This is a genomic window from Actinomadura madurae (genome assembly GCF_047130825.1).
Lineage (GTDB): Bacteria > Actinomycetota > Actinomycetes > Streptosporangiales > Streptosporangiaceae > Spirillospora > Spirillospora madurae.
Genome location: NZ_CP083237.1, coordinates 2708099 through 2729860 on the forward strand (window position 1 = coordinate 2708099; position 21762 = coordinate 2729860).

Here is a 21762-nt window from a genome sequence, read left to right on the forward strand (position 1 = left end):
GGCGGTCAGGTGACTCACGAGTGTGATGGAGCGTTCCAGTACCGTCAACGACAGGCTGTCCGCCTACCCGGTAATGGAGGTGTCCGAAATCGCGGCGGTTACTCTGGGCCGCGGCCGCCACCGGAGTCTTACCAAGCGCTAGTTTGTCACCATGCGGATCTTCGTCACCGGCGCCTCGGGGTTCGTCGGGTCCTTCACCGTCCGCGCGCTCCTCGCCGCCGGGCACCGCCCGCGGGCGCTCGTGCGCGACCCGGGCAAGGCGGCGAAGGTCCTGCGCGCGATCGGCGTCGACCCCGAGGACGTGGAGCTCGTCCGCGGCGACATGCTGGACGCGGACGCGGTGTCCGAGGCGCTCGCCGGCTGCGACGCCGCGATCCACGCCGCCGCCGCGATCGGGGTGACCGGCGCCGCGGGCGACCTGGTCGATGTCAACGTGCGGGGCACGCGCAACGTGGTCGGCGGCGCGGTCGAGCAGGGCCTCGCCCCGGTGGTCCACGTGTCGACGGTCGGCGTGTTCGTCCCGCCCGCCGGCCAGGTCATCACCGCCGGGGACGCCCTCGCGAGCCCCCGCACCGACTACGGCAGGTCCAAGCTGGCCGCCGAGCGCTACGCGCGGAGCCTCCAGGCCGACGGCGCGCCGGTCACGATCGTCTACCCGGGCGGGGTGTGCGGCCCGGACCAGCCGTCGCTGGACGCCCTGCTGGAGGGGCTCACCGCCGCGCTCGGCAAGGTGTGGCCGCTCCCGGGCGGCGGCGTCTCGGTGATCGACGTCCGCGACCTGGGCGAGGCGCTGGCCCGGTCGGTCGAGGCGCGGCAGGGGCCGAGCCGCTGGGTGCTCGGCGGCCACTACCTGACCTGGCCGGAGTGCGCCGACCTCTGCGACCGCCTGACCGGCGTGAAGTGCCGCCGCGTCCGCGTCCCCAGCCGCCTCATGCTCGGGCTGGGCTCCCTGCTGGACGCGGCCAAGCGCGTCCACCCCTTCGACTACCCGCTCACCCGCGACGCCGCCGAGTTCATGGTCACGCTCGTGCCGACCGACGACCGCCCCATCCTGGAGGCGCTTGACCTCACCCTGCGCCCGGTGGAGGAGACGCTCGCCGACAGCCTGCGCTGGCTGGCCGAGACCGGCCATCTCAGCCCGCGGCGGGCCGGGCGGCTCGCCCCCGAGAGGACCGCCGCCGGGGAGGCGCCGACCCTCGTGCAGCGCACGCTCGGCCCGGTGTTCCACCGGGTCTCGGGCTCGGAGTGGTTCTCCAAGGTGGGGCCGAAGGTCGTCCCGCCCGTCGACCGGACGCTGCACGGCCTCAGCGGAGGCCGGCTCATGCTCGGGCAGCTCCTCGTCCCGAGCCTCGTCCTGACGACCACCGGAGCCGTCAGCGGCCTCCCCCGGAAGACCCCGCTCGCCTGCCTGCCGGCGCCCGACGGCGGCTGGTACGTGGTCGGCTCGAATTTCGGACGCGAGAAGCACCCCGCCTGGACGGGCAACCTCCTCAAGAACCCCGACGCCGTGGTCGGCTTCCAGGGACGGTCCGTCCCCGTCACCGCCCATCTCCTGGACGACGCGGAACGCAAGGAGATCTGGCCCCGCCTCACCGCCGTCTGGCCCGTCTACGACCGGTACGTGGAGCGGACGGACCGCCAGCTGCGGGTCTTCCGCCTCACGCCCCGCTAGTCCCGCGCAGGGTTCTCGACAGGCGGCGGCCGAGGAGCAGGTACGCGACGACCACGCCGGCGACGTTGAGGATGACGTCGTCGATGTCGAAGGCCCGCCCCACCACGACGGTTCCCTGGACCCCCTCGATGGCCAGGGAGAGCAGGCCGGTCAGCAGGGCCAGCCTCACCGGACCGCGCAGGGACGTCCAGACGAGGGGCAGCAGGACGCCCAGCGGGGCGAGCAGCGCCAGGTTGCCGCCGACCTGGAGGAGCGCCTCCTTCGTGGGACGGTCCATGTAGAAGCGGAGCGAGCGGCCGGGGTCGGTGTTGCCGCCCGCCTGCCCGTTGTCGTGGACGGGCGTCAGGGTGAGCCTGAAGGCGAAGTAGAAGAAGACCCCCAGAAAGCCCAGCGCGACGACCACGACCACGGCGCGCAGAAGGATGATGTACCAAGGAACCCGTTCGCCCGATGCCGCAGGCTGCCACATTGCCACCAACACCCGGCGCGGTGTCCCCCGCCCTGCCCGCCCCATGCGGGAGGACGCGATTCGGAACGACCGAATCCCCGGTTGACGGCAAAACGCCCGCACCGGAATGAATCCGGTGCGGGCGTTCGCGCGGGTCAGGCGGCGACCACGGTGGTGGCCGGCTCCAGCGCCAGGTCCAGCACCTCGCGGACGTCGCTGACGGTGAACACCGTCATGTTCTCCAGCACCTCGGCCGGCACGTCCTCCAGGTCCGGCTCGTTCCGCTTCGGCACGATCGCGGTGGTGATGCCGAGCCGGGAGGCCGCCAGCAGCTTCTGCTTCAGGCCGCCGATCGGCAGCACCCGCCCGGTCAGCGACACCTCGCCGGTCATCGCCACGTCCGCGCGGACCGGCCGCCCCGACAGCAGCGACGCCAGGGCCGTCGTCATCGTGATGCCGGCGCTCGGGCCGTCCTTCGGGATCGCGCCCGCGGGCACGTGGACGTGCACGCCGCGGTCCTTCAGGTCGCCGACCGGCAGCTCCAGCTCCGCGCCGCGCGAGCGCAGGTAGCTCAGCGCGATCCGGGCGGACTCCTTCATGACGTCGCCGAGCTGCCCGGTGAGCGTCACGCCGGTGTCGCCGGTCTCCCGGTCGGCCAGCGACGCCTCGATGTAGAGCACGTCGCCGCCCGCGCCGGTCACCGCCAGGCCCGTCGCCACGCCCGGCACGCCGGTGCGGCGCTCGTTCCTGCTCAGCTCCACCTCGGGGGTGAACCTCGGCCGGCCCAGGTAGGCCTTCAGGTCGTCCGCGCCGATCCGGGTCGGCAGCGTCGCCTTCTCCAGCGCGACGTTCGCGGCGACCTTCCGCAGCACCCGCGCGATCGAGCGGTCCAGGGAGCGGACTCCGGCCTCGCGGGTGTACTCGGCGGCGAGCAGCCGCAGCGCGTCGTCGCCGAACTCCACCTCGGACGCCTCCAGCCCCGCCTTGTCGAGCTGGCGCGGCAGCAGGTGGTCGCGGGCGATCGTGACCTTCTCGTGCTCGGTGTAGCCGTCCAGCTCCACCAGCTCCATCCGGTCGAGCAGCGGCCCGGGGATGGCCTCGACCACGTTCGCGGTGGCGAGGAACAGCACGTCGCTCAGGTCGAGCTCCACCTCCAGATAGTGGTCCCGGAAGGTGTGGTTCTGCTCGGGGTCGAGGACCTCCAGCAGCGCCGCCGTCGGGTCGCCCCGGTAGTCGGCGCCGACCTTGTCGACCTCGTCCAGCAGGACGACCGGGTTCATCGAGCCGGCCTCGCGGATCGCCCGGACGATCCGTCCGGGAAGGGCGCCCACGTACGTACGGCGGTGGCCGCGGATCTCTGCCTCGTCCCGGACGCCCCCCAAGGCGACACGCACGAACTTGCGCCCCATGGCCCGCGCCACCGACTCGCCGAGCGAGGTCTTGCCGACACCGGGAGGACCGGTCAGCGCCAGGACGGCACCGCTCCTGCGTCCGCCCACGACTCCAAGGCCGCGTTCCTCACGCCGCTTGCGCACGGCGAGGTACTCGACGATGCGCTCCTTGACGTCGTCGAGGCCGGCGTGGTCGGCGTCCAGGATCTCCCGGGCGCCCGCGATGTCGTAGGCGTCCTCGGTCCGCTCGTTCCACGGGATGTCGAGGACGGTGTCCAGCCAGGTGCGGATCCAGCCGCCCTCCGGCGAGGCGTCGGACGACCGCTCCAGCTTGTCGACCTCCTTCAGCGCCGCCTCGCGCACCTTCTCCGGGAGGTTCGCGGCCTCGATCCGGGCCCGGTAGTCGTCCTCCTCGTCGGCGGGGTCGCCGTTCAGCTCGGCCAGCTCCTTGCGGATGGCCTCCTGCTGCTGCCGGAGCAGGAACTCCCGCTGCGTCTTCTCCATGCCCTCCTGGACGTCCTTGCGGATCGTCTCCGCCACGTCCAGCTCGGCGAGGTGGTCGCGGGTCCACCCGATGACCAGGGTGAGCCGCTCCACCAGATCGACGGTCTCCAGGACCTCGATCTTCTGCTCGTCGCTCAGGTACGGCGCGTACCCGGCGTTGTCGGCCAGCGTCGACGGGTCGTCGATCTGCTGGACCACGTCCACGACCTGCCAGGCGCCCCGCTTCTGCAGGATCGCGCTGACCAGGCCCTTGTACTCCTTCGCCAGCTCCTGGGCGCGCCCGGACGCCGGCGGCGTCTCGATCAGGGTCCCCTCGACCCACAGCGCCGCGCCCGGCCCGGTCGTCCCGGTGCCGATCCGCACCCGCTGCACGCCGCGGACGACCGCGCCCGGCTCACCGCCGGGCAGCCGCCCCTCCTGCTCGATCACGCCGAGCGTGCCGACGGCCGCGTACTGGCCGTTCAGCCGGGGCACCAGCAGCACCCGCGGCTTGGCCGCCGACCGGATGCCCGGCCCCTTGGACTGCGCCACCGCCCGCGCGGCCTCGATGGCGGCCCGGACCTCACCGCTCTCGGACAGGTCCAGCGGCACCACCATGCCGGGCAGAACGACCCCGTCCTCCAGGGGCAGCACCGGCAGCGTCAGGGTCTCGCTCATGCTCAGCTCCAAGTCCGTAGGTCGACCCAACCTCAAGTTGAGTCATACACACTCAAGAAAACGGAGCAACATTTTGTTTCCGCAGCAACGTTCGCTCTCAGCGATCACTCCTCCGCCCCACCGGGGTCGGGGACGTCGAGGGTGATGACGGTCTTGCCTCGGGCGTGACCTGTTTCTACGTGGTGGAGTGCGGACGCGGTTTCGGAGAGTGGGTAGGTCTTGCCGACCACCGGGGACAGCTCGCCGGATTCGAGGAGGTCGGCCAGGTAGGCGAGGTCTCGGCTCTTGGGGGTGGAGACATAGCGGCGCAGGTTCTGGCGGATGAACGGTGACAGGAGGAGCGGCCGGACGAGCCGGACCATTCCGCCGAGCCCGCCTGCTCTGGTGCCGCTGTTGAGGATGAGCGTGCCGTCGGGGGTCAGGGCGCGCCTGCACTCGGCGGGCGAACGGTTCTCGATGTTGTCGAGGATGACGTCGTAACGGTGGTCCCCGGAGGCGAAGTCCTGCCGGGTGTAGTCGATCACGTGGTGGGCGCCGATCGAACGGACGGTGTCCACGTTCGCGGTGCCGCACACGCCGGTCACCTCGGCTCCGAAGGAGACGGCGAGCTGGACGGCGAAGGTGCCGAGGCCGCCCGAGGCGCCGTTGATCAGTACTCGCCGTCCCGGCTCCAGCCGCGCGGTGTCGCGGAGGGCGTGGAGGGCGGCGAGGGCGGAGGTCGGCACGGCCGCGGCCTCGTCGAAGGTGAGCCGGGCGGGCTTGGGAACGAGGTGGTCCGCCGCGGTGGCGACGTATTCGGCGCAGGCGCCCTTGCAGGTGCCGAAGACCTCGTCTCCCGGCCGGAAGCGCGTCACGGCGCGGCCGACCGCTTCGACGCGGCCGGCCACGTCGAAGCCCGGGACACCGTGCTTCGGCTTGAGCAGGCCGGTCGTCAGCCGGATCGGAAGCGGTTTACCTCGGAGGGCGAAGCTGTCGCCCACGTGCAGGCCGGCCGCGTGGACCCGGACGAGGACCTCGCCGTCTAAGGGCGCCGCCTTGCCGATGTCTCTGAGTTCCAGGGTGTCGGGTGGGCCGTACTTGTCGTGGACGATGGCTCGCATCGGGTCTCCTTGTGCTTCAGCTGTCCGAGGGGTCGCCGGGGTATTGGAAGACCTCGTCCAGCCGCACGCCGAACACCTGCGCTATCTGGAACGCGGTCTCCAGGGAGGGCGAGTAGCGGCCCTGCTCGATGGCGATGACCGTCTGCCTGGTCATGCCGATGCGTTCGGCCAGTTCCGCCTGCGTCATCTGGCCGTTCGCGAACCGCAGGGCGCGGATCGTGTTGGTGACCCGGGTGGGCTTCACCATGACTGGAAGCCCCGGCGGTAGGCGAAGATCTTGGCCACCGAGCCGAGCACCGCGGAGAGCGCGAACGCCAGGTAGATCACGTTGGCGATCCAGAAGTGGTCCGCCTCGGCGAGGGCCAGGACGAGCGCGGCGAGCGCGCCGATCACGAGGAACGACTGGCCGATGTGCTCGCCGACCCGGTTGATCTCCCGGTCGCGCTGGTCCTTCGCCCGGTCGGCGGCGGGGATCGCGACGGCGATGTTCAGCGCGATCGACACCGCGACCGCCGCGCCGACGCTCCAGAGCAGCGTCGCCGCGTACGGCTCGTCGGCGAGCGAGCCGAACCCGGTCCGCCCGAGGACGGCGATCAGATAGGCGGCGTACGCGCAGACCGAGACCGTCAGCATGATCCACGCGCGCTTCTCCTTCAGCGCCATCGCACCTCCTGGTAAAGCAAACCTGACATCTCGCAATGTAAAGCAGGGCAGACATGATGTCTAGTTTTCTTGACTTAGCGGTGGCCGGGAATCCCCTTGCGCGGGGCGGGGCCCTGTGTGAGAGTCGGCGCGATGTTCCGGATGCGGTTCAGGAGGCTGCCCGTGTACACCGTCACCGCCACGACAACCGGCTGCTCGGCGGTGGAGCGCGCGGCGGCCTAGCCGGCACCACGCTCCACGACGCCGAGGCGAGTCCCACGCGGGGATCGTCCCGCCGGACCTGCCTGCGCGAAGCGTGCGCCGGTGTCGAACCACATGGAGCATCCGTGTCGTCTTCTGTACAGCCGGCGGCCTTCCCCGGCCGCTGGGTGATCTTCATTCTGGCGTTGACCTGCGGCGTCGCCGTGGGGAACATCTACTTTCCGCAGGCGGTCAGCCCGCTGGTGGCGGACGGCCTGGGCGTCTCGCCGGACTCGGCCGCGCTGGTGGTGACCGCCGCGCAGTTCGGGTACGCGGCCGGGAACTTCCTGCTCGTGCCGCTCGGGGACCGCTTCCCCCATCGCACGCTGATCGTCGTCATGCTCGGCGTGACCGGCGCGGGCCTGCTCGGTGCCGCCGGCGCGCCCGGGCTGCCGGGGCTCGTCGGGGCGAGCGCGCTCGTCGGGGTCACGACCGTGGTCGCGCAGGTGATCGCGCCGATGGCGGCCGGGCTGGTGCCGGACGACCGGCGCGGCGCGGTGATGGGGACCCTGCTGGCCGGGTCGATCGGCGGCATCCTGCTCGCCCGGACGTTCGGCGGCCTGGCCGGCGAGCGGCTCGGCTGGCGGGCGCCGTACCTGATCGCCGCCGTCGTCGCGCTGGCGATCGCCGCGGCCCTGGCGTTCGCCCTGCCGGCGACCGCCCCGCCGTCGCGGCAGCGGTACCCGGCGCTGCTGGCCGCGCCGCTCCGGCTGCTGCGCCGGGAGCCGGAACTGCGCCGCTCGTGCTTCTACCAGGCGACGATCTTCGGCGGCTTCCAGGCCGTGTGGACGGGCGTCGCGCTGTTCCTCACCGGCCCGGCGTACGGCCTCGGCGCGCAGGCGGTCGGCGTCCTCGCGCTGGTCAGCGCGGGCACCATGGTCGCGATGCCCGTCGCGGGACGGCTGGTCGACCGCGCGGGGTCCGACCCGGTGAACCTCGCCGCGATCCTCGGGACCATCGCCGCCGCCGCGGTGCTCGCGCTCGGCGCGCTGGGCGGCGCGGCCGGGCTCGTCGCGCTCGGCGCCGGGACGCTGCTGCTGGACGTGGCGATGCAGTCCGGCATGGTCGCCAACCAGGCCCGGATCCTCGCGCTGCGCCCGGACGCCCGCAGCCGCGTCAACACCGCCTACATGACCTGCGCGTTCCTGGGCGGCAGCACCGGCTCGTGGCTCGGCGCCACCGCCTACACCCGGTCCGGGTGGACGGGCCTCTGCGCGCTGGTCGCCGTCCTGGCCGGCCTGGCCCTGGCCCGCCACGTCCTCCACCGCCGCACCGCCGTGGCGGTGCGGGCCGGCGGGCAGGCCGACCCGGCCCGCGACCGGCCGCTCAGGGCGCCGCGAAGGCCTTGAGGAACGTGTCGACGGCCCCCAGGGCGACGGCGCGGACCTCCTCGTCGGCGATGTCCCTGGTGCCCAGCTGGGTGCGCTTGTCGAGCGGCGCCCCCAGCAGGGCCGCGAACTGCTCGGCGGCGGCGACCGGGTCGGTGACGCGCAGGCGGCCGGCGAGGGCCAGCCGCGCCAGGCGGTCGGCCAAGGCCTCGATCACCCGGTCGTTCACCTGCCCGTAGACGACGCCGATCAGGTCGGGGAAGCGGCCGAACTCGGCGAGCAGCAGGCGGCGCAGCGTCCAGGAGCGCTCGTCGCAGTAGCAGTGGGCGAGGCTGAGGCCGACGTCCTCCAGGAGCTCGCGCAGGTCGCCGCCGGTGTCGGTCAGGCGCTCGACGGCGGCCAGGTTCTGCGCGAGCGCCTGCTCGGCCAGGAGCGCGACCGTCTGGCGGAGCACGGTCTCCTTGTCGCCGAAGTGGTTGTACACGGTGGCCTTGGCGACGCCCGCCTCGGCGGCGATCGCGTCCACCCCGGCCTGGACGTACCCCTCCCGGGCGAAGACGGCGAACGCCGCGTCGAGGATGGCCTGCCTCTTGTCGATGCGCCCCCGCGACCCGGTGAGATCCGTTGCTCCCGCTGCGCTCATGCTCACGAGTCTAGCCCGGATTGGACTCATGAGTCTGGTCCAGTGGACTGACAAAGACAAGTATGTCTAGTCTTCTTTTCCAGACTGATGAGTCTAATTTGGAGGCGACGCATGAATGGAACCGACACCGGCCGGTTCGACCCCGCGCTGCGGTGGCTGATCGCGGCGGTCCTGCTCGGCGGGATCATGGGCATCCTGGACGGGACGATGGTCGCCGTCGCGGCGGACACCCTCGTCGCCGGGTTCGGCACCTCGCTGGGCGCGGTCGGCTGGGTCTCCACCGCCTACCTGCTGGCCCTGACCATCGCGATCCCGGTCACCTCCTGGGCGGTGGACCGGGTCGGCGCGCGGCGGCTGTGGCTCGGCGGGCTGACGGTCTTCCTCGCCGGCTCGCTCGCCTCGGCGCTGGCGTGGGACGTGGGAAGCCTGATCGCCTTCCGCGTCCTGCAGGGGCTCGGTGCCGGGATCATCGACCCGCTGGTGCTGGTCCTGCTCGCCCGCGCCGCCGGACCCGCCCGCGCGGGACGCGTCATGGGGCTGATGGGCCTCATCCTGTCCCTCGGCCCGGTCGCCGGTCCCATCGTGGGCGGGATCGTGCTCGACGCGCTCGGCTGGCGGTGGATGTTCCTCATCAACCTGCCGGTCGGCGCGGCGGCCCTGCTGCTGGCGCGGCGCGTCCTGGCGGCCGGCCCCCGGGATCCGGACGCGCCGCGCACCCCGCTCGACGTCACCGGGCTCGCGCTTCTGGGGCCCGGGTTCGCCGCCGGTGTCCTCGCCCTGTCCAGGGCGGTGGGGCAGCCCGCCTGGCAGCCGCTCGTCCCTTTGGCGGCCGCCGCCGTCCTCCTCGCCGCCTACGCCGTGCACGCGCTGCGGGTCCGCCGGACGCCGCCGCTCATCGACGTCCGGCTGTTCGCCCGCGCGTCCTTCACCGCCTCCGTCGCCGTCATGACGCTGACCGGGCTCGGCACCTTCGCCGCCCTCTTCATGCTGCCGCTGTACTACCAGCAGGCCCACGGGCACGGCGCGCTCGCGGCCGGCCTGCTGGTCACGCCCGTCGGGCTCGGCGGCGCCCTCGCCATGCCGGTGGCGGGACGGCTGTCCGACCGCGCCGGGTCCCGGGCCCTCGCCCAGGGCGGCGCGGCGCTGGCACTGCTCGGCATGCTGGCCTTCACGCGGGTGACGGCCGACGCCGGCGAGGTCTGGACATCCCTCGCCGCGTTCGCCGTCGGCCTCGGGCTCGGCTGCGTCGGGGCGCCGACGATGGGCGCGCTGTACCGGACGCTGCCGCCCGCGCTCGTCCCGCAGGGCAGCTCGGTGCTCTACATGCTGAACCAGCTCGGCGCCTCGGCCGGCATCGCGGTCGTCGCGCTGATCGTCCAGCACGCCGCCGGCGGCCCGCCCGCGGCCGGATACCACGGCGTGGCCTGGTTCGGCGCCGCCGCCGCGGCGGTGATCCTGGCCGGCACCGCCGCGCTGCCCGGACGGCCCCGGGAGGCCCCGGCCCTCCGTTCCGGCAATGCCGGGGTAAAGGACGCTTCGCGATCTTGATTCTTTGCGCCGGGGCCGGTTTACACGCGCATGACGTGCGGGTACTTAACGCAACGAGATAGTGACACACAGTGAACGAATGATCCTCGGGGTGGCAAAAGCCCCAGGTCGAGAGACGGGAGGCGGCGGATGATCCGCACGGAGAGTGAGATGCGGTCCGCCTCCCCGTCCCCTCCCCCGCGTGGGCCGGTCCGTACGGCCGAGGGCGTTCACCGCGCGCCGCACCGCGGCCGGACCCGCCCCCCAGCGGGTGCCGCGGGCCCGGCGCGCGGCGACACACCTCGGGTCCTCGGCCGTACCGGACCGGTGCCGCGCCGACGTCCTCCCCAGGGCCCGGTGCCGCCCGCCCCCGCGGCACCGGCGTCCCCACGGCCGGACCGGCGGCCGGCGGCACCGGACCCTGCCGCCGGTCCGGCCCCGGGCATCCGGGCGCCGTCGTGGCGCCCTCTCCAGATCGCCGGGCGATCGCCCGCGCCCGGCACACGACGGGAGGGAGGTGGGAGCCAGCCCCGAGAAGAACCGGCGCCGCGCCGGTGAACACAGGCGGCCGGCACTTCGTCCGACCCCCGTCCCGGCCGCCGACGCAGTAAGGGATCGCTGCGGAACCGGCCCGTGGAGGAGCGACACCCTCCACGGGCCCCGGTTCACAGCTTCAGGCGCCAGACCTGCCCGTGCACGACGTCCCCGAACCGCTCCACCGGCGGCTCCTCCTCGGTGAGGACGAACCCGGCCCGCTCGTAGAGGCGGTGCGCGGGACGCTGGAGCGCCGTGGTCCACAGCATCATCTCGGCGTAGCCCGCCTCGGTCGCGAACCGGACGCACTCGGCGACCAGCGCGGCCCCGACCCCCGTCCCGCGGGCGTCGGGCTCCACGTGCAGCAGCCGGAGCTGCGCCACGTCGTCCTCGCGCCGCACGCAGAACACCGCGCCCAGCCGGACGCCGCCGGACTCGGCGATCCACGCGTCCTCCCGCTCCGGGTCGTGGCCGCGCACGTAGTCGGCGACGACGGAGGCGACGAGGGCCTCGTAGGTGCGGTCCCAGCCGCATTCCTCGTCGTAGAGGGCGCCGTTGCGCTCCACCACCCAGCCGAGGTCGCCGGGACGCAGCGCGCGCAACGTGAACCCGTCGCCGCGCGTGCGGTCCCCGAGGATCTCCTGGATGGAGCGCATCGCCGAGACGAGACGGCGGCGGCCGGCGGGGTCCAGCCCGTCCAGTAAATCGCGGATCTCGGCGACGGAGCGCTCGTCCAGCATGGCGAAGACCTCGCGGCCCCGCGGGGTCAGCCGGACGACCTGGCGACGCGCGTCACCCGCCGCGCGCTCGCGGACGACCAGGCCGTCGGCCTCGAAGCGGGCCAGCATCCGGCTGAGGTAGCCCGCGTCAAGGCCGAGCGCGCGGCGCAGGGCGAGGACCTCGGAGTCCTCCCGCTGCGCCAGCTCGAAGATCACCCGCGCCTCGGTGAGCGAGTACGGCGACCGGACGAGGCCCTCGCCGAGCACGCCGATGACGCCGGTGTAGAAGCGGTTGAACGCGCGGACCGTGCCGACGTCCTCCGGGGTCACCGCCATGACCGCCTCCCAACGTTTGACTCGGTCAAACATTAGGGGATCAACACGGCGGGACACCAGTCCCGGGAGGGATCAGGCCTTCGCCTCCGCTTTGGCGGGCGGCAGCGCCCGCGCGTCGTGCACGATCCTGCGCTCGACGAAGAAGGTCATCAGCGGGACGATGCCGCCGAGCACGATCATCACCATCCGGCCGAGCGGCCAGCCCGTCCGCCGCCACAGGTCGTAGGCGGCCACCAGGTACACCATGTAGAGGAACCCGTGGACGGGCGCGACGATGCCCGCGAGCGCCGGCATGTCGGTGGGGCCGTACTTGAGGACCATGCCGATCGTCAGCAGCACCAGCAGCGTGCCGACCACGAGCGCCAGGATGCGGTACCTGGTCACCGCGCCTTCCACAGGAGTCACACCTTTCGTCCGGACGAAGCGGCGAGGGCGGGGTCAGCCGCGCCCGCGGCTCTGCGCGTTGAGCCGCGCGAGGTAGCGGTTGTAGGCCGCGAGTGCGGGGTCCTCTTCCTCCTGCTGCCGGATGATCTCCTTCTTCACCTCGGCCTCCGCGGGCTCCTCGATCACCTTCGGGGCCGGCTGCACGCCGGCCCGCTCGTCGCGGATCATCTTGACCCACATCACCACGACGAAGATCGCGAAGATCGGCCACTCGAACGTGTACGCCCAGCTGCGGTCGTTGCCGGACTGGGCGCGGTCGAACTGCCACCAGCCGAAACCGAGGAACGCGCCGCACAGCACGATCGCGAGCGCGTGCAGCCCGAGCCAGCCTGGGGTGAGGAACCGTCGCACGTCCCCGAGCCTACCCGCGGTCCACCGTACCGCGACCGCGACCCCGCCCGTCGCGGCGGCCGCGCACCCTCCTCTTCCCAGACCAACTCCACTAGATCACCCGAAACTGTCACGGGTTGCCCTTACGTTGCCGGGCATGGCGAGCAGCGTGGCGGCAGGGACCGCACAGGCGTACACGTACACACGGCCGTCCGGGCTGGGCGAGGGCCTGCTGGACCTTTCCACGTCCGGTGGGACGACCGGCAGCGGGCCGCAGGCGCACCCGTACTTCTTCAGCGGCGTGCTGACGCAGGCGGCGCCGGCCGCGGCGTCCCTGCTGGCCCTGGCCGACGTCGCCCAGACGCGGTACTTCCAGCCGCGGCCGACGTCGTTCCGGGATCCGGTCGTCACGTGCAACGGCGACCGGATCCGGATGGAGTCGTTCTCGGCGTGCGGCGGCGTCTACGCGCGGCTGGACGTCCTGGAGCCCGCCCTGGACGGCGAGGTGCACGAGCGCGGCACGACGAACGTGGACGTCAACGGGCCCCTGCGGGAGGCGCTCGCCCGCGTGGGCGGGTCGGACCCGCTGCATCTGGCGGTCGGCGCCGACGAGCTGGCGGTGACCACGATGGACGGCGCCGTGGTGGAGAAGAAGGTGCCGCTGCCCGACCGGTGGCTCCGGGGGTTCGCCGAGGTCCAGGTCATCACGGCGGGGTTCGATCTGCGGGGCGAGCTGAAAGGGCCCGACGCGGTGCGCTTCCTGCGGTCCCTGCCGCGCGGCTCGCGCGGGCCGCTGTGGGCGGTGCCCGCCGGGCGGACGCTCCGGGTCGCGTCCCGTCCGGCCGCCGGGGCGGTGTGCCTGGCCGGGCCGGACCGGCTGCGGACGATGCTGCCGCTGCTCCGCTTCGCGCGGGCCCTGCGCGTTTACGGACCGTCCGCCGCCGATGGCGGCGGGCCCGTGTCGAGCGTGTGGGAGCTGGAGATGCCCGGCATGCGGTACGTGCTGACGCTGTCCCCTCAGCATTCGCGCGGCTTCTCCGGCGAGGGGGCGGTGCTGGACGCCCTCTCGACCGACGAGGCAGCAGGGGACGCCGATCTGGTGGGCGCCCTGCTGTCGTTCGAGCCGCGGGTGGAGCCGGACCTTCTGGCGGAGCGATCTGGCCTCACGCTGGAGCGGACGAAGGCGGCGCTGGTCCAGCTCGGGACGTCCGGACGCGTCGGGTTCGACGCGGCCGAGGCCGCGTTCTTCCACCGGGAGCTGCCCTACGACCCGGCGCGGGTGGCCGACCTCAACCCCCGGCTGCGGTCCGCGCGCAAGCTCGTTCAGGACGGTGCGGTCCGGTTCACGGGCGAGGACGCCGCCGTCGTGGTGAGCAACGGCGGAGAGCGTCAGGTCCGTTTCGAGGGCGACCGCGTCACGTGCACCTGTCCGTGGTGGTTCGACCATCGGGGCGAGCGCGGACCGTGCAAGCACGTCCTCGCCGCCCGGACGGTCCGCCGCGAGACGGCCGTGGAGGCGGCGCGATGAGCACCTGGGACGACGTCCAGAAGGCCATCGACGACCATGATGTCGACCGGACCGCGCGCCTGGTCGCCGGGCTCGGCGAGGACGGGCGCCGCGAGATCGCCAAGGATCTGCCCGGACGGCTGAAGGCGATGCGCGCGGCGTCGGAGTACGGGTTCCTCGACCGCGGGGTCCTGGAGCCGCTGATGGTCGCGGGCGCGGGAACGATCGGCGGCCCGGCGGGTGTGGCCACGTGGCTGTGCCGTAGGGAGATGCGGCTGTGGTGGAGCGCGGACCGCTACGCGCGGCTCTGCGCGGCCCTCGACGCCGTCACGTCGCACCGTCCCGCCGAGTGGCGCGCGGAGGTCGCCCGGCGCGTCGCCGACCGCATCCGCGCCTCGGACGGCGAGTGGGCGTTCTGGTACATCGCGGCGGCGTTCACCCGGTCGGCGGGTGCCGCTCCCCCGGAGTCGGACGGGTTCGTCGTCGGGTGGGTGACCGAGACCGTCCCGCAGCGGCTCGCCGACGACCCGTTCCTGGACGCGCTCGTCCCGAGGCTGTTCGAGGCGGAGGGCGTGGGAGCCGCTCTCGCCGACGACGAGGCCAGACTGAAGTGGGACAAGACCCGGATGAGCACCTGGGCCGCGGCCATCGCCGCTCTCGCGCACACCGGGCGGCTCGACCGCGCGCTCCTCCTCGACGGCTGCGTGAGGCGTTTCCTGCGCGGCGGCACTCCCCATAACCTGCGCTGGTTCGTCCGGCTGCACGACGCCCTGGAACCCACCGAGGACGAAGTGGTCGAGCGCGTGCGCGACTACGTCCGGCTGCTGCCCGCCGCACCCTCGACCGTCGCCGACCTCGCCCTGCGCCAGGTGCGGCGGGCCGACGAGCTCGGACGCCTCGACGGCGCCCTGTTCGAGGAGGCGGCGGACGCCGCGCTGTTCCGGACGGAGAAGAAGCTCGTCCGGAACACGCTGGGCTGGCTCGACAGGTCGGCGCGCAAGCGCGGCCGGGTCGATGTGACGCTCCGGGCCGTCGCCGCCGTCTTCACCTCCGACGCGCTCGACCTCCGGGAGCGCGCCGTCAAGATCGCGGTCCGGCACGCCGGCCACGCGGGCGAGGCCGTCCGCGAGGAGGTCCGCGGCGCCGCGGGCGACCTCCCGCCCGTCCCGCGCGACCAGATCGCGCAGGCGTTCGGCGAGGTCGACGCGGGGGCCGAGCCCGAGCCGCCCATGGCGCCGCCGCCGTTCGTCCCGCGCGAGGCGCCCGCGCCGATCGGGTCCCTCACGGAACTGGCGGAGGAGTTCGCCGGCCTTCTGCGCGGCATGGAGGAGGACTGGCGCGCGGCCGAACGGTTCCTGGCCGCCCTCATCGGCTTCGCCCACCGCGACCCGGAGGGGACGCGCGAGGCGCTGAGGACGCCGGCCGACGAGAACGCGCCATGGATCACCAACCCCGACGCCTACACGTACATGCACGGGGCCACCCGGGAGAGGTGGGCCCAGTTCCCCGTGCAGACCCTGCTCCGCCCGGCGACGCCGCCCCGCATGTACCGCACCCTCGCCGCCCTCATCAAGGGCCGGACCCGTGCGGCGGACTCCGCCCCGCAACTGGAGCGTTTCCTCACCCTGCGGAGGCACGAGATCGCGTCGGCGGTCGGGACGGTGCCCGTCCTGCTCGCGACGCCGACGGAGGGCGGCGGCCACGTCGACCCCGACGTCCTGGTCGGACGGCTCGAACGGCTGGAGGAGGCGGGCATCGAGCCCGGCCGTGCCGAGCTCGCGCAGGCGATGCTCCGCGTCCCCCGCGAGATCGACCCGGCCGCCGCGGCGCGCGCGAAGGGGCTGGCGTCCGAGGCCGGGCAGGCCGTCGCGGCATGGCTCGCCCAGGGCGGCCTCGCCGACCCCGCCGTCACGTGCGAGCTGCTCGACGAGCCGGTCGCGACGGTCGGCGGCCGGGTGCGGCGCCTGCCGTCCCGGGTCCTGTCCACGGTGGACGTGCCCGGCGACTCCGACATCGCCCACCTGTGCGCCTTCCCCGAGGAGGGCTGGACGGGCGTCGGGACGGACGCCTACGGCCTGTCCACGGCCTTCTGGCCGTCCGTCCTGCCGTCCCACCGCGAGGTGGCCGCCGCGCATCTCGTCCCCTACCTGGGCGACGAGGGATGGGGCCAGGGCGCCCTCCTGCTCGACCTGGCCGAGGCGGACGGGCCCACCGGCGCGGCCACCGGGACGCTGCTGGCCTTCGCGCTCGGCAACCCGCGCCCGGACGAGCGGACGAGCGTCGTCGAGGCGGTCCTCGCCTTCAGCGCGCAGGGCGCCCTCCCGGCGGCCGAGACCGGCGCGGCCCTCGGGAGGCTGGCCGCGCTGAAGCGCGTCACCCCCTCGCGCGCCGTGAAGGCGCTCACGGCCGCCGCCGACGCGGGCGCCCACGCCGACGTCTGGACGATCATCAGGGCCGCCCTCCCGGACGCGCTCCCGGCCCCGGGCGAGCGCGCCGCCACCGGGGTGCCCGACCTCATCGCCCTCGGCACCCGCATGGCCGAGAGCACCGGGGCGAGGGGCCCGATCCCCGAGGTCCGGGCGGTGGCGGACCGCGGCGGCTCCAGCCGGCTCGTGAAGGAGGCCGAGCGGCTCGACCGGGCCCTCGCAACCTGAGCGGGCGTCCCGGTGTTGCCAGGAGTGTCGGTCCCGTATGGGACGCTGAGATCCGCCGGAAGGAGCGCTGGACGATGACCGAGACACTCGCGTTCGGCACGGTCGACACCGTGCTCGGCCGCCTGCTCGTCGGCGAGACGGAGACGGGGGTGATCTCGCTGCACTTCCGCGACACCCCCGCCCACCGCGCCCGCGTCGCCAAGGCCGCCGGGCTGCCGGTGGTGGAGGCCCCCGGCCGGACGGAACCCGTCCTGTCCGCACTGCGCGACTACTTCGCCGGCGATCTGAAGCACTTCGAGACCCCGGTCGACTGGCGGCTCACGTCGGACGTCCAGCGGCAGGTGCTCTCGACGCTCTACGCGTCCGTCCCGTACGGGAAGGTCGTCACCTACGGGGAGCTGGGCGACCGCAGCGGCACCGGCGTGCACGCGCAGGTCATCGGCCAGGTGATGGGGAGCAACCCGATCCCGCTGATCGTCCCCTGCCACCGGGTCGTCGCCTCGAACGGCCTCGGCGGCTACAGCGGCGGCTCCGGCGTCGAGGTCAAGCGCTGGCTCCTCACCCTGGAGGGCGCCCTCCCCGCCACCCTCGACTGGGACATCACCCGCGCACCGTGACGTTTACCGACGGGAAGTCGGAAAACCTAGAATGGGCGGGTGCCGAAGATCAGTGAGGCGACCGTCGCGGAGCATCGGGCGCGGCAGCTGCGCACCCTGCTGGACGCCGCGCGGGCGCTGGTGGCCGAGGAGGGCATCGAGGCGCTCTCGCTCGCGGCGCTGGCCCGCCGGGTGGGGCTGTCGCGGCCGAGCCTGTACGAGTACTTCCGGTCGAAGGACGACCTGGTCGCGGCCGTCCTGGAGCAGGAGCTGCCGCGCTGGGCGGAGCACGTCGAGCGGGCGCTGGCCGGGGCGCAGACCCTGGACGGCAAGGTCGAGGCCTACATCAGGGCACAGCTGGAGGTCATGACCGACGGGCGGCACGCCGCCGCCGTCGCGCTCGTCGAGCACGCCCTCGCCGAGCCGGCGCTCGAACGCATCCGGGTCGGGCACGCGCAGCTACTGCGCCCGCTCGCCGCCGCCCTGGACGCCGGCGGCGTGCCCGAGCCGGCCCTGCGCGCCGAGCTGATCCAGGGGCTCGTCGACGCCGCCGCCCGCGTCGCGCAGCGCGACCCGGCCGCCGCCGGGACCGTCGTCGCCGCGGCGCTCGCCCAGGCGACCGGGGGCCTGGGTCAGGCGGGCTCCTGCGCGTAGGTGACGCCGGTGAGGGTCTCGGAGACCTCCCAGAGGCGGTCGCCCAGGCCCGGCCGGTCCGCCTGCGGGGGCGTGACCACCTCGGTCGGGGAGCCGCGGTACTGGAGCAGGCGCGGGCCGTAGCAGCCGCCGCCCTTGGCGTCCGGCGCCGTCGCGGCGTACAGCGACGGGAGGGCGCCGGCGGCCGCGGACTGCGCCATCAGCGCGTTGCCCACGCCGGTGACCTTCTCCATCAGGGAGTTGCCCTGCATCCTCGGCCCGGTCTGCTGCAGGTTGGTCGCGGCGTAGCCGGGGTGGGCCGCGACGCTGGTCACCTCCGGGACCCGGCGGTCCAGCTCCTTGGCGAAGACGAGGTTGGCGAGCTTGGCCTGGCTGTAGGCGGACCATTTGCGGTAGCCGCGCTCGCCCTGCAGGTCGTCGAAGCGGAGCCGCCCCGACCAGGCGAACGCCGAGGTCACCGTGACGACGCGGGCGGACGGCGCGGCGCGCAGCGCGGACAGCAGCAGGCCGGTGAGCGCGAAGTGGCCGAGGTGGTTGGTGCCGAACTGCATCTCGAACCCGTCGGCGGTGGAGCGGCGCGGGATGGCCATCACGCCCGCGTTGTTGACCAGGATGTCCAGGGGCGCGTCGCCGTGCCGGGCCGCGAACGTCCGGACCGACGACAGGTCGGCGAGGTCCAGGGAGCCGAGGGCGACGTCGGCGCCCGGGACGGCGACCTTCACCCGGTCGAAGGCGGCCTGGCCGCGCTCGGCGCTCCGGCACGCCAGCACCACGGAGGCGCCGTGCTTCGCCAGCTGGAGGGCCGTGTGGTAGCCGATGCCGCTGTTGGCGCCGGTGACGATCGCCCGCCGGCCGCGCAGATCGGGGATGTCGCCGGCCGTCCATCCGCCCATGGGGCACCTCCACGTCATATCGCGAGTCTCACAAGTTAGACGGGTGCTCGAATAGCGGCAACGGATCCGCGATGTGGCGCGATTCACAGCGGGGGCGCGCCCGCCTCGGCGGAGCGGGCGCGCCGCTCCGCTCAGGCGGGGAGGTGCTTCTCGATGGCGGCGACGACCTCGGCCGCCTCCGGCTCGGTCTGCGGCGCGAACCGGGCCGCGACCGTGCCGTCCCGCGCGACCAGGAACTTCTCGAAGTTCCACCGGATGTCGCCGGTGTGGCCCTCGGCGTCCGGGGTGCCGACGAGCCCCCGGTACAGCGGGTGCCGGCCGTCCCCGTTGACCTCGATCTTCTCGGTCATCGGGAACGTGACGCCGTACGTCGCCGAGCAGAACTCGGCGATCTCGTCCGCGGTGCCGGGCTCCTGGCCCATGAACTGGTTGCAGGGGACGCCGAGGACGGTGAAGCCGCGCCCGCCGTACCTCTCCTGCAGCCGCTCCAGGCCGGAGTACTGGGGGGTGAGGCCGCACTTGGAGGCGACGTTGACGATGAGCACGGCCTTGCCCTGATACTGCCCGAGGTCCGCGGATCCGCCCCGCAGACCGTCGATCTCTACGTCGAAGACAGACATGAGGCCGATCCTAGGAGATCACTCCCGATGACCGGCCGGGTCCTCGTCCCTGCCCTCGCTCCTGCTCGGCCGGCGCCGGACGGGAGGCCCCGCCGCCGGCGGCGGTTCACGTGCCCAGGGCGTCCACGAAGGCGGCGAGCTGGTTGCCGGCGTTGCCCAGCTCGCTGATGGCGTTGTTGACCACGCCCGCCGCGGCCGTCGGAGAGCTCAGCAAGTAGAAGATGACGAAGGCGATCGCCACATAGCGGAGGTTCTTCTTGTTCATCCTGCGCCCGTCCCTCGGTTGTAGCGCGCGACACAAATGACCCGATCCAATTGTGCCCAGCCGCGTCTGTCCGCAAAGCGCGATTTTACTGTGACGCGGCGGCAACCGCTTGGTGGCCCCGATCACGCCGCGGACGCCAGGAAGCCCCGTACCGGCGGGGGTACGGGGCCAGGGAGCCGACCGTCAGTTCGGGATCGCGCTCATGAACTGCGACAACGACTCGGCGGCGTTGCCGAGCCCGCTCAGCGCGTTGTTGACGAGGGTCGCCGCCCCCTGGGGCCTGCTGATGACGTACCACGCCACGAAGGCGATGCCTGCGATCTTCATATGCTTCTTGTTCACTTCCACCACCCTCTGAAGTCAGTTGCCTACGCAGTGTAGTTCCCCTGGGCGGTGGAAGGGAGAGCAAGGGGAGGCAAAGAGCGGGTCAGGTCCCCTTGGCGTGCTCGGAGAGGTACTCGATGTAGAAGGGCCGCAGAGCGTCGGCGAGGTCGCCCTCCCCCGCGTGCGTGAACTCCTCCAGCAGCGACAGACCGTGGAGGAGATCGAACTGCGCGCGGTCGACCTCCCCCCTGGCAGCGGCGGCGGCCGGGATCGCGCGCAGCAGGTCCCACAGGAAGCCGACGTCACGCCGCTCCCTGGCGAGGCTCATCGCGCGGTCGTGCAGTTCCTTGGACGACAGCTCGTCCAGCTCCGCGCCCTCGGGCGTCACATCGGACATGGTCCGACTGTAATCGAGCCCCCGGCCGGTCACGTCCTGACGACGTGACCGGTCACTTCGCGACGGAGTCACCGGTCACTTCATGTCGAAGCCGTTGGTCACTTCGTGACGCAGCCGTTGGTCACTTCGTGACGACGTCCTGCGGGATCGGCTGGTCGCTCTTCAGCGCGCCGAAGAGCTTGGCCGACTTCGACCTGTCCCACGTGATGTACGCGCCCGCGGACGCCGAGCTCCCGCTGCCGCCGATCGGGACGGTGGTCGTCACGCCGCTGCCGCCGCTCACGCCCTTCATCGCCCACATCATGCGGACGAGGTCGTACAGGTGGTCGTCGTCGTCCACGAGGAAGTTGCTGGTCGCGTTCATCGCCAGCGGAACGCTGCGGAACGGGTTGAACATCGTCCCCGGGCTCGTCGCCTTCTTCATCAGCGCGCCGAAGAACTGCCGCTGGTGCTCGACGCGTTCGAGGTCGGCGCGGGCGAACTTGCGGGTCCGGACGTAGCCGAGCGCCTCGCCGCCGGTGAGCGTCTGGCAGCCCGCCTTCAGGTCGAGGCCCGCCTTGGGGTCCTTGATGTCGTCCTTGACGCAGATGTCGACGCCGCCGACCGCGTCCACCACGCCCACGAAGCCGCCGAACCCGATCTCGGCGTAGTGGTCGATGCGCAGGCCGGTGGCCTTCTCCACGGTCTGGACGAGCAGCTTGGGCCCGCCGAAGGCGAACGCCGCGTTCAGCTTGTTCGACCCCTTCCCCGGGATCGGGAGGTAGGAGTCGCGCGGCAGGCTGATCAGGGACGTCCCGCCCGAGCCGTAGTGCAGCAGCATCATCGAGTCGGTCCGGCGGCCCCCGGCGAACCCGGTGGCGAGCCGCTTCTGGTCGGACTTCGACAGGCCCTCGCGGCTGTCGGACCCGACGATCAGCCAGTTCGTCCCCGGGGTGTCGGCGACCCGGCCGGGGTAGTCCACCAGGACCGACTCCCGCTTCAGCCGCGAGTCGAGGTAGAAGTAGCCCGCGATCGGGACGATCAGGAGCACGACCACGACGACGGCGAGCACCCGCGGCCAGCGCCGCCGGCGGCGCCTCCGGTAGGGGGCCCGGTCGCCGGGGCCGCCCCGGTCCATCCCGCCCCCGGCGAGCTGGTCGCCGGCGTACGGATCGTCGTAGGGGTCGTAGGGATCCCCGTGCGTGTCCCGCCCGTAGGCGGCCTGGTGGTGCTCCGCCCGTACGGAGTGGTCCCTGCTGCGCCCCACGCGGTCGCCCTCCTTGCGTGTCCAGCCCTCCGGCCAGCCGTCGGTCATGCGTAGACCTTAGACAAGTCAC

22 protein-coding genes are annotated in these 21762 nt (G+C 73.1%); 7 read left to right on the forward strand and 15 right to left on the reverse strand.

Translation table 11 applies throughout. The features are described from left to right. Positions 1–151 precede the first annotated feature (151 nt). Positions 152–1672 (forward strand): nitroreductase family deazaflavin-dependent oxidoreductase, encoded by a 1521-nt coding sequence (locus K8Z49_RS12185; RefSeq protein WP_412518802.1) that lies wholly within the window; start codon positions 152–154, stop codon positions 1670–1672. On the opposite strand, the gene K8Z49_RS12190 is transcribed toward K8Z49_RS12185, so the two are convergent. The 5 genes from K8Z49_RS12190 to K8Z49_RS12210 form a co-directional block, all read right to left on the reverse strand. After that, positions 1659–2081: a VanZ family protein gene (locus K8Z49_RS12190; protein WP_412518804.1), complete on the reverse strand. Its 423-nt coding sequence runs from the start codon at positions 2079–2081 to the stop codon at positions 1659–1661. The two genes, K8Z49_RS12185 and K8Z49_RS12190, sit on opposite strands and share 14 nt — an antisense overlap. Before the next feature lie 194 nt (positions 2082–2275). Then, entirely contained in the window at positions 2276–4672 is a 2397-nt protein-coding gene (gene lon, locus K8Z49_RS12195; RefSeq protein WP_024936047.1) for an endopeptidase La, read from the reverse strand. Positions 4673–4776: 104 nt separating this feature from the next. After that, entirely contained in the window at positions 4777–5772 is a 996-nt protein-coding gene (locus K8Z49_RS12200; protein ID WP_412518807.1) for an NAD(P)-dependent alcohol dehydrogenase, read from the reverse strand. A 16-nt stretch (positions 5773–5788) separates the two neighbouring features. Beyond that, on the reverse strand, positions 5789–6019 hold the full coding sequence (locus tag K8Z49_RS12205; protein ID WP_021596329.1) for a helix-turn-helix transcriptional regulator: 231 nt from the start codon (positions 6017–6019) through the stop codon (positions 5789–5791). Further along, entirely contained in the window at positions 6013–6435 is a 423-nt protein-coding gene (locus tag K8Z49_RS12210) for a hypothetical protein (protein WP_412518809.1), read from the reverse strand. The genes K8Z49_RS12205 and K8Z49_RS12210 overlap by 7 nt, the downstream gene beginning before the upstream one ends. A gap of 326 nt (positions 6436–6761) precedes the next feature. On the opposite strand from K8Z49_RS12210, the gene K8Z49_RS12215 reads away from it, so the two are divergent. Continuing rightward, positions 6762–8024, forward strand: coding sequence for an MFS transporter (locus K8Z49_RS12215; RefSeq protein ID WP_412518811.1), 1263 nt, complete (start codon positions 6762–6764; stop codon positions 8022–8024). Here K8Z49_RS12215 and K8Z49_RS12220 read toward each other — a convergent pair. Then, positions 8002–8646: a TetR/AcrR family transcriptional regulator gene (locus K8Z49_RS12220; RefSeq protein ID WP_412518813.1), complete on the reverse strand. Its 645-nt coding sequence runs from the start codon at positions 8644–8646 to the stop codon at positions 8002–8004. The genes K8Z49_RS12215 and K8Z49_RS12220 overlap by 23 nt on opposite strands. A gap of 111 nt (positions 8647–8757) precedes the next feature. Here K8Z49_RS12220 and K8Z49_RS12225 point away from each other — a divergent pair, with 111 nt between their 5' ends. After that, a complete protein-coding gene (locus tag K8Z49_RS12225) occupies positions 8758–10194 on the forward strand; it encodes a DHA2 family efflux MFS transporter permease subunit (protein ID WP_111831176.1) in 1437 nt (478 codons plus the stop codon). Positions 10195–10838: 644 nt separating this feature from the next. On the opposite strand, the gene K8Z49_RS12230 is transcribed toward K8Z49_RS12225, so the two are convergent. The 3 genes from K8Z49_RS12230 to K8Z49_RS12240 all read right to left on the reverse strand — a co-directional run bounded on the left by K8Z49_RS12230 (position 10839) and on the right by K8Z49_RS12240 (position 12557). After that, positions 10839–11762, reverse strand: coding sequence for a bifunctional helix-turn-helix transcriptional regulator/GNAT family N-acetyltransferase (locus K8Z49_RS12230; protein WP_021599809.1), 924 nt, complete (start codon positions 11760–11762; stop codon positions 10839–10841). Positions 11763–11834: 72 nt separating this feature from the next. After that, positions 11835–12146 carry a DUF3817 domain-containing protein gene (locus K8Z49_RS12235; RefSeq protein WP_235206511.1) on the reverse strand — a complete coding sequence of 104 codons (312 nt, stop codon included), beginning with the start codon at positions 12144–12146 and terminating at the stop codon, positions 11835–11837. 54 nt (positions 12147–12200) lie between these two features. After that, positions 12201–12557 (reverse strand): hypothetical protein, encoded by a 357-nt coding sequence (locus K8Z49_RS12240; RefSeq protein ID WP_021599811.1) that lies wholly within the window; start codon positions 12555–12557, stop codon positions 12201–12203. 136 nt (positions 12558–12693) lie between these two features. Between K8Z49_RS12240 and K8Z49_RS12245 the strand changes: the two genes are divergently transcribed. The 4 genes from K8Z49_RS12245 to K8Z49_RS12260 all read left to right on the forward strand — a co-directional run bounded on the left by K8Z49_RS12245 (position 12694) and on the right by K8Z49_RS12260 (position 17947). Beyond that, on the forward strand, positions 12694–14064 hold the full coding sequence (locus K8Z49_RS12245; protein WP_412518816.1) for an SWIM zinc finger family protein: 1371 nt from the start codon (positions 12694–12696) through the stop codon (positions 14062–14064). After that, positions 14061–16697, forward strand: coding sequence for a DUF6493 family protein (locus K8Z49_RS12250; protein ID WP_412518818.1), 2637 nt, complete (start codon positions 14061–14063; stop codon positions 16695–16697). Before K8Z49_RS12245 ends, K8Z49_RS12250 begins: the two co-directional genes overlap by 4 nt. A gap of 74 nt (positions 16698–16771) precedes the next feature. Further along, entirely contained in the window at positions 16772–17314 is a 543-nt protein-coding gene (locus tag K8Z49_RS12255) for a methylated-DNA--[protein]-cysteine S-methyltransferase (protein ID WP_021600305.1), read from the forward strand. Between the two features lie 39 nt (positions 17315–17353). After that, the gene (locus K8Z49_RS12260) at positions 17354–17947 is read left to right on the forward strand and encodes a TetR/AcrR family transcriptional regulator (protein WP_024936051.1); all 594 of its coding nucleotides are present in this window, start codon (positions 17354–17356) and stop codon (positions 17945–17947) included. On the opposite strand, the gene K8Z49_RS12265 is transcribed toward K8Z49_RS12260, so the two are convergent. The 6 genes from K8Z49_RS12265 to K8Z49_RS12290 form a co-directional block, all read right to left on the reverse strand. Further along, positions 17926–18840: an oxidoreductase gene (locus K8Z49_RS12265; RefSeq protein ID WP_024936052.1), complete on the reverse strand. Its 915-nt coding sequence runs from the start codon at positions 18838–18840 to the stop codon at positions 17926–17928. The two genes, K8Z49_RS12260 and K8Z49_RS12265, sit on opposite strands and share 22 nt — an antisense overlap. A 131-nt stretch (positions 18841–18971) precedes the next feature. Further along, positions 18972–19460 (reverse strand): glutathione peroxidase, encoded by a 489-nt coding sequence (locus K8Z49_RS12270; protein WP_021597680.1) that lies wholly within the window; start codon positions 19458–19460, stop codon positions 18972–18974. Between the two features lie 106 nt (positions 19461–19566). Continuing rightward, on the reverse strand, positions 19567–19725 hold the full coding sequence (locus K8Z49_RS12275; protein WP_021597681.1) for a hypothetical protein: 159 nt from the start codon (positions 19723–19725) through the stop codon (positions 19567–19569). A gap of 183 nt (positions 19726–19908) precedes the next feature. Then, positions 19909–20067, reverse strand: a complete 159-nt coding sequence (locus K8Z49_RS12280) for a hypothetical protein (RefSeq protein ID WP_177287643.1) — start codon at positions 20065–20067, stop codon at positions 19909–19911. An 85-nt stretch (positions 20068–20152) separates the two neighbouring features. Then, positions 20153–20446, reverse strand: coding sequence for a hypothetical protein (locus K8Z49_RS12285; protein WP_021597683.1), 294 nt, complete (start codon positions 20444–20446; stop codon positions 20153–20155). Positions 20447–20567: 121 nt separating this feature from the next. Continuing rightward, positions 20568–21740, reverse strand: coding sequence for an LCP family protein (locus K8Z49_RS12290; RefSeq protein WP_111831172.1), 1173 nt, complete (start codon positions 21738–21740; stop codon positions 20568–20570). Between the last annotated feature and the right edge of the window lie 22 nt (positions 21741–21762).

Excerpts from the sequence above, each read along its gene's own strand:
- K8Z49_RS12205 (WP_021596329.1), bottom strand. The coding sequence starts at position 6,019 with ATGGTGAAGCCCACCCGGGTCACCAACACGATCCGCGCCCTGCGGTTC.
- K8Z49_RS12185 (WP_412518802.1), top strand. The coding sequence starts at position 152 with ATGCGGATCTTCGTCACCGGCGCCTCGGGGTTCGTCGGGTCCTTCACC.
- K8Z49_RS12285 (WP_021597683.1), bottom strand. The coding sequence starts at position 20,446 with ATGTCCGATGTGACGCCCGAGGGCGCGGAGCTGGACGAGCTGTCGTCC.
- K8Z49_RS12245 (WP_412518816.1), top strand. The coding sequence starts at position 12,694 with ATGGCGAGCAGCGTGGCGGCAGGGACCGCACAGGCGTACACGTACACA.
- K8Z49_RS12225 (WP_111831176.1), top strand. The coding sequence starts at position 8,758 with ATGAATGGAACCGACACCGGCCGGTTCGACCCCGCGCTGCGGTGGCTG.
- K8Z49_RS12210 (WP_412518809.1), bottom strand. The coding sequence starts at position 6,435 with ATGGCGCTGAAGGAGAAGCGCGCGTGGATCATGCTGACGGTCTCGGTC.
- K8Z49_RS12230 (WP_021599809.1), bottom strand. The coding sequence starts at position 11,762 with ATGGCGGTGACCCCGGAGGACGTCGGCACGGTCCGCGCGTTCAACCGC.
- K8Z49_RS12275 (WP_021597681.1), bottom strand. The coding sequence starts at position 19,725 with ATGAACAAGAAGAACCTCCGCTATGTGGCGATCGCCTTCGTCATCTTC.
- K8Z49_RS12200 (WP_412518807.1), bottom strand. The coding sequence starts at position 5,772 with ATGCGAGCCATCGTCCACGACAAGTACGGCCCACCCGACACCCTGGAA.
- K8Z49_RS12255 (WP_021600305.1), top strand. The coding sequence starts at position 16,772 with ATGACCGAGACACTCGCGTTCGGCACGGTCGACACCGTGCTCGGCCGC.
- K8Z49_RS12265 (WP_024936052.1), bottom strand. The coding sequence starts at position 18,840 with ATGGGCGGATGGACGGCCGGCGACATCCCCGATCTGCGCGGCCGGCGG.
- K8Z49_RS12220 (WP_412518813.1), bottom strand. The coding sequence starts at position 8,646 with ATGAGCGCAGCGGGAGCAACGGATCTCACCGGGTCGCGGGGGCGCATC.
- K8Z49_RS12250 (WP_412518818.1), top strand. The coding sequence starts at position 14,061 with ATGAGCACCTGGGACGACGTCCAGAAGGCCATCGACGACCATGATGTC.
- lon (WP_024936047.1), bottom strand. The coding sequence starts at position 4,672 with ATGAGCGAGACCCTGACGCTGCCGGTGCTGCCCCTGGAGGACGGGGTC.
- K8Z49_RS12270 (WP_021597680.1), bottom strand. The coding sequence starts at position 19,460 with ATGTCTGTCTTCGACGTAGAGATCGACGGTCTGCGGGGCGGATCCGCG.
- K8Z49_RS12290 (WP_111831172.1), bottom strand. The coding sequence starts at position 21,740 with ATGACCGACGGCTGGCCGGAGGGCTGGACACGCAAGGAGGGCGACCGC.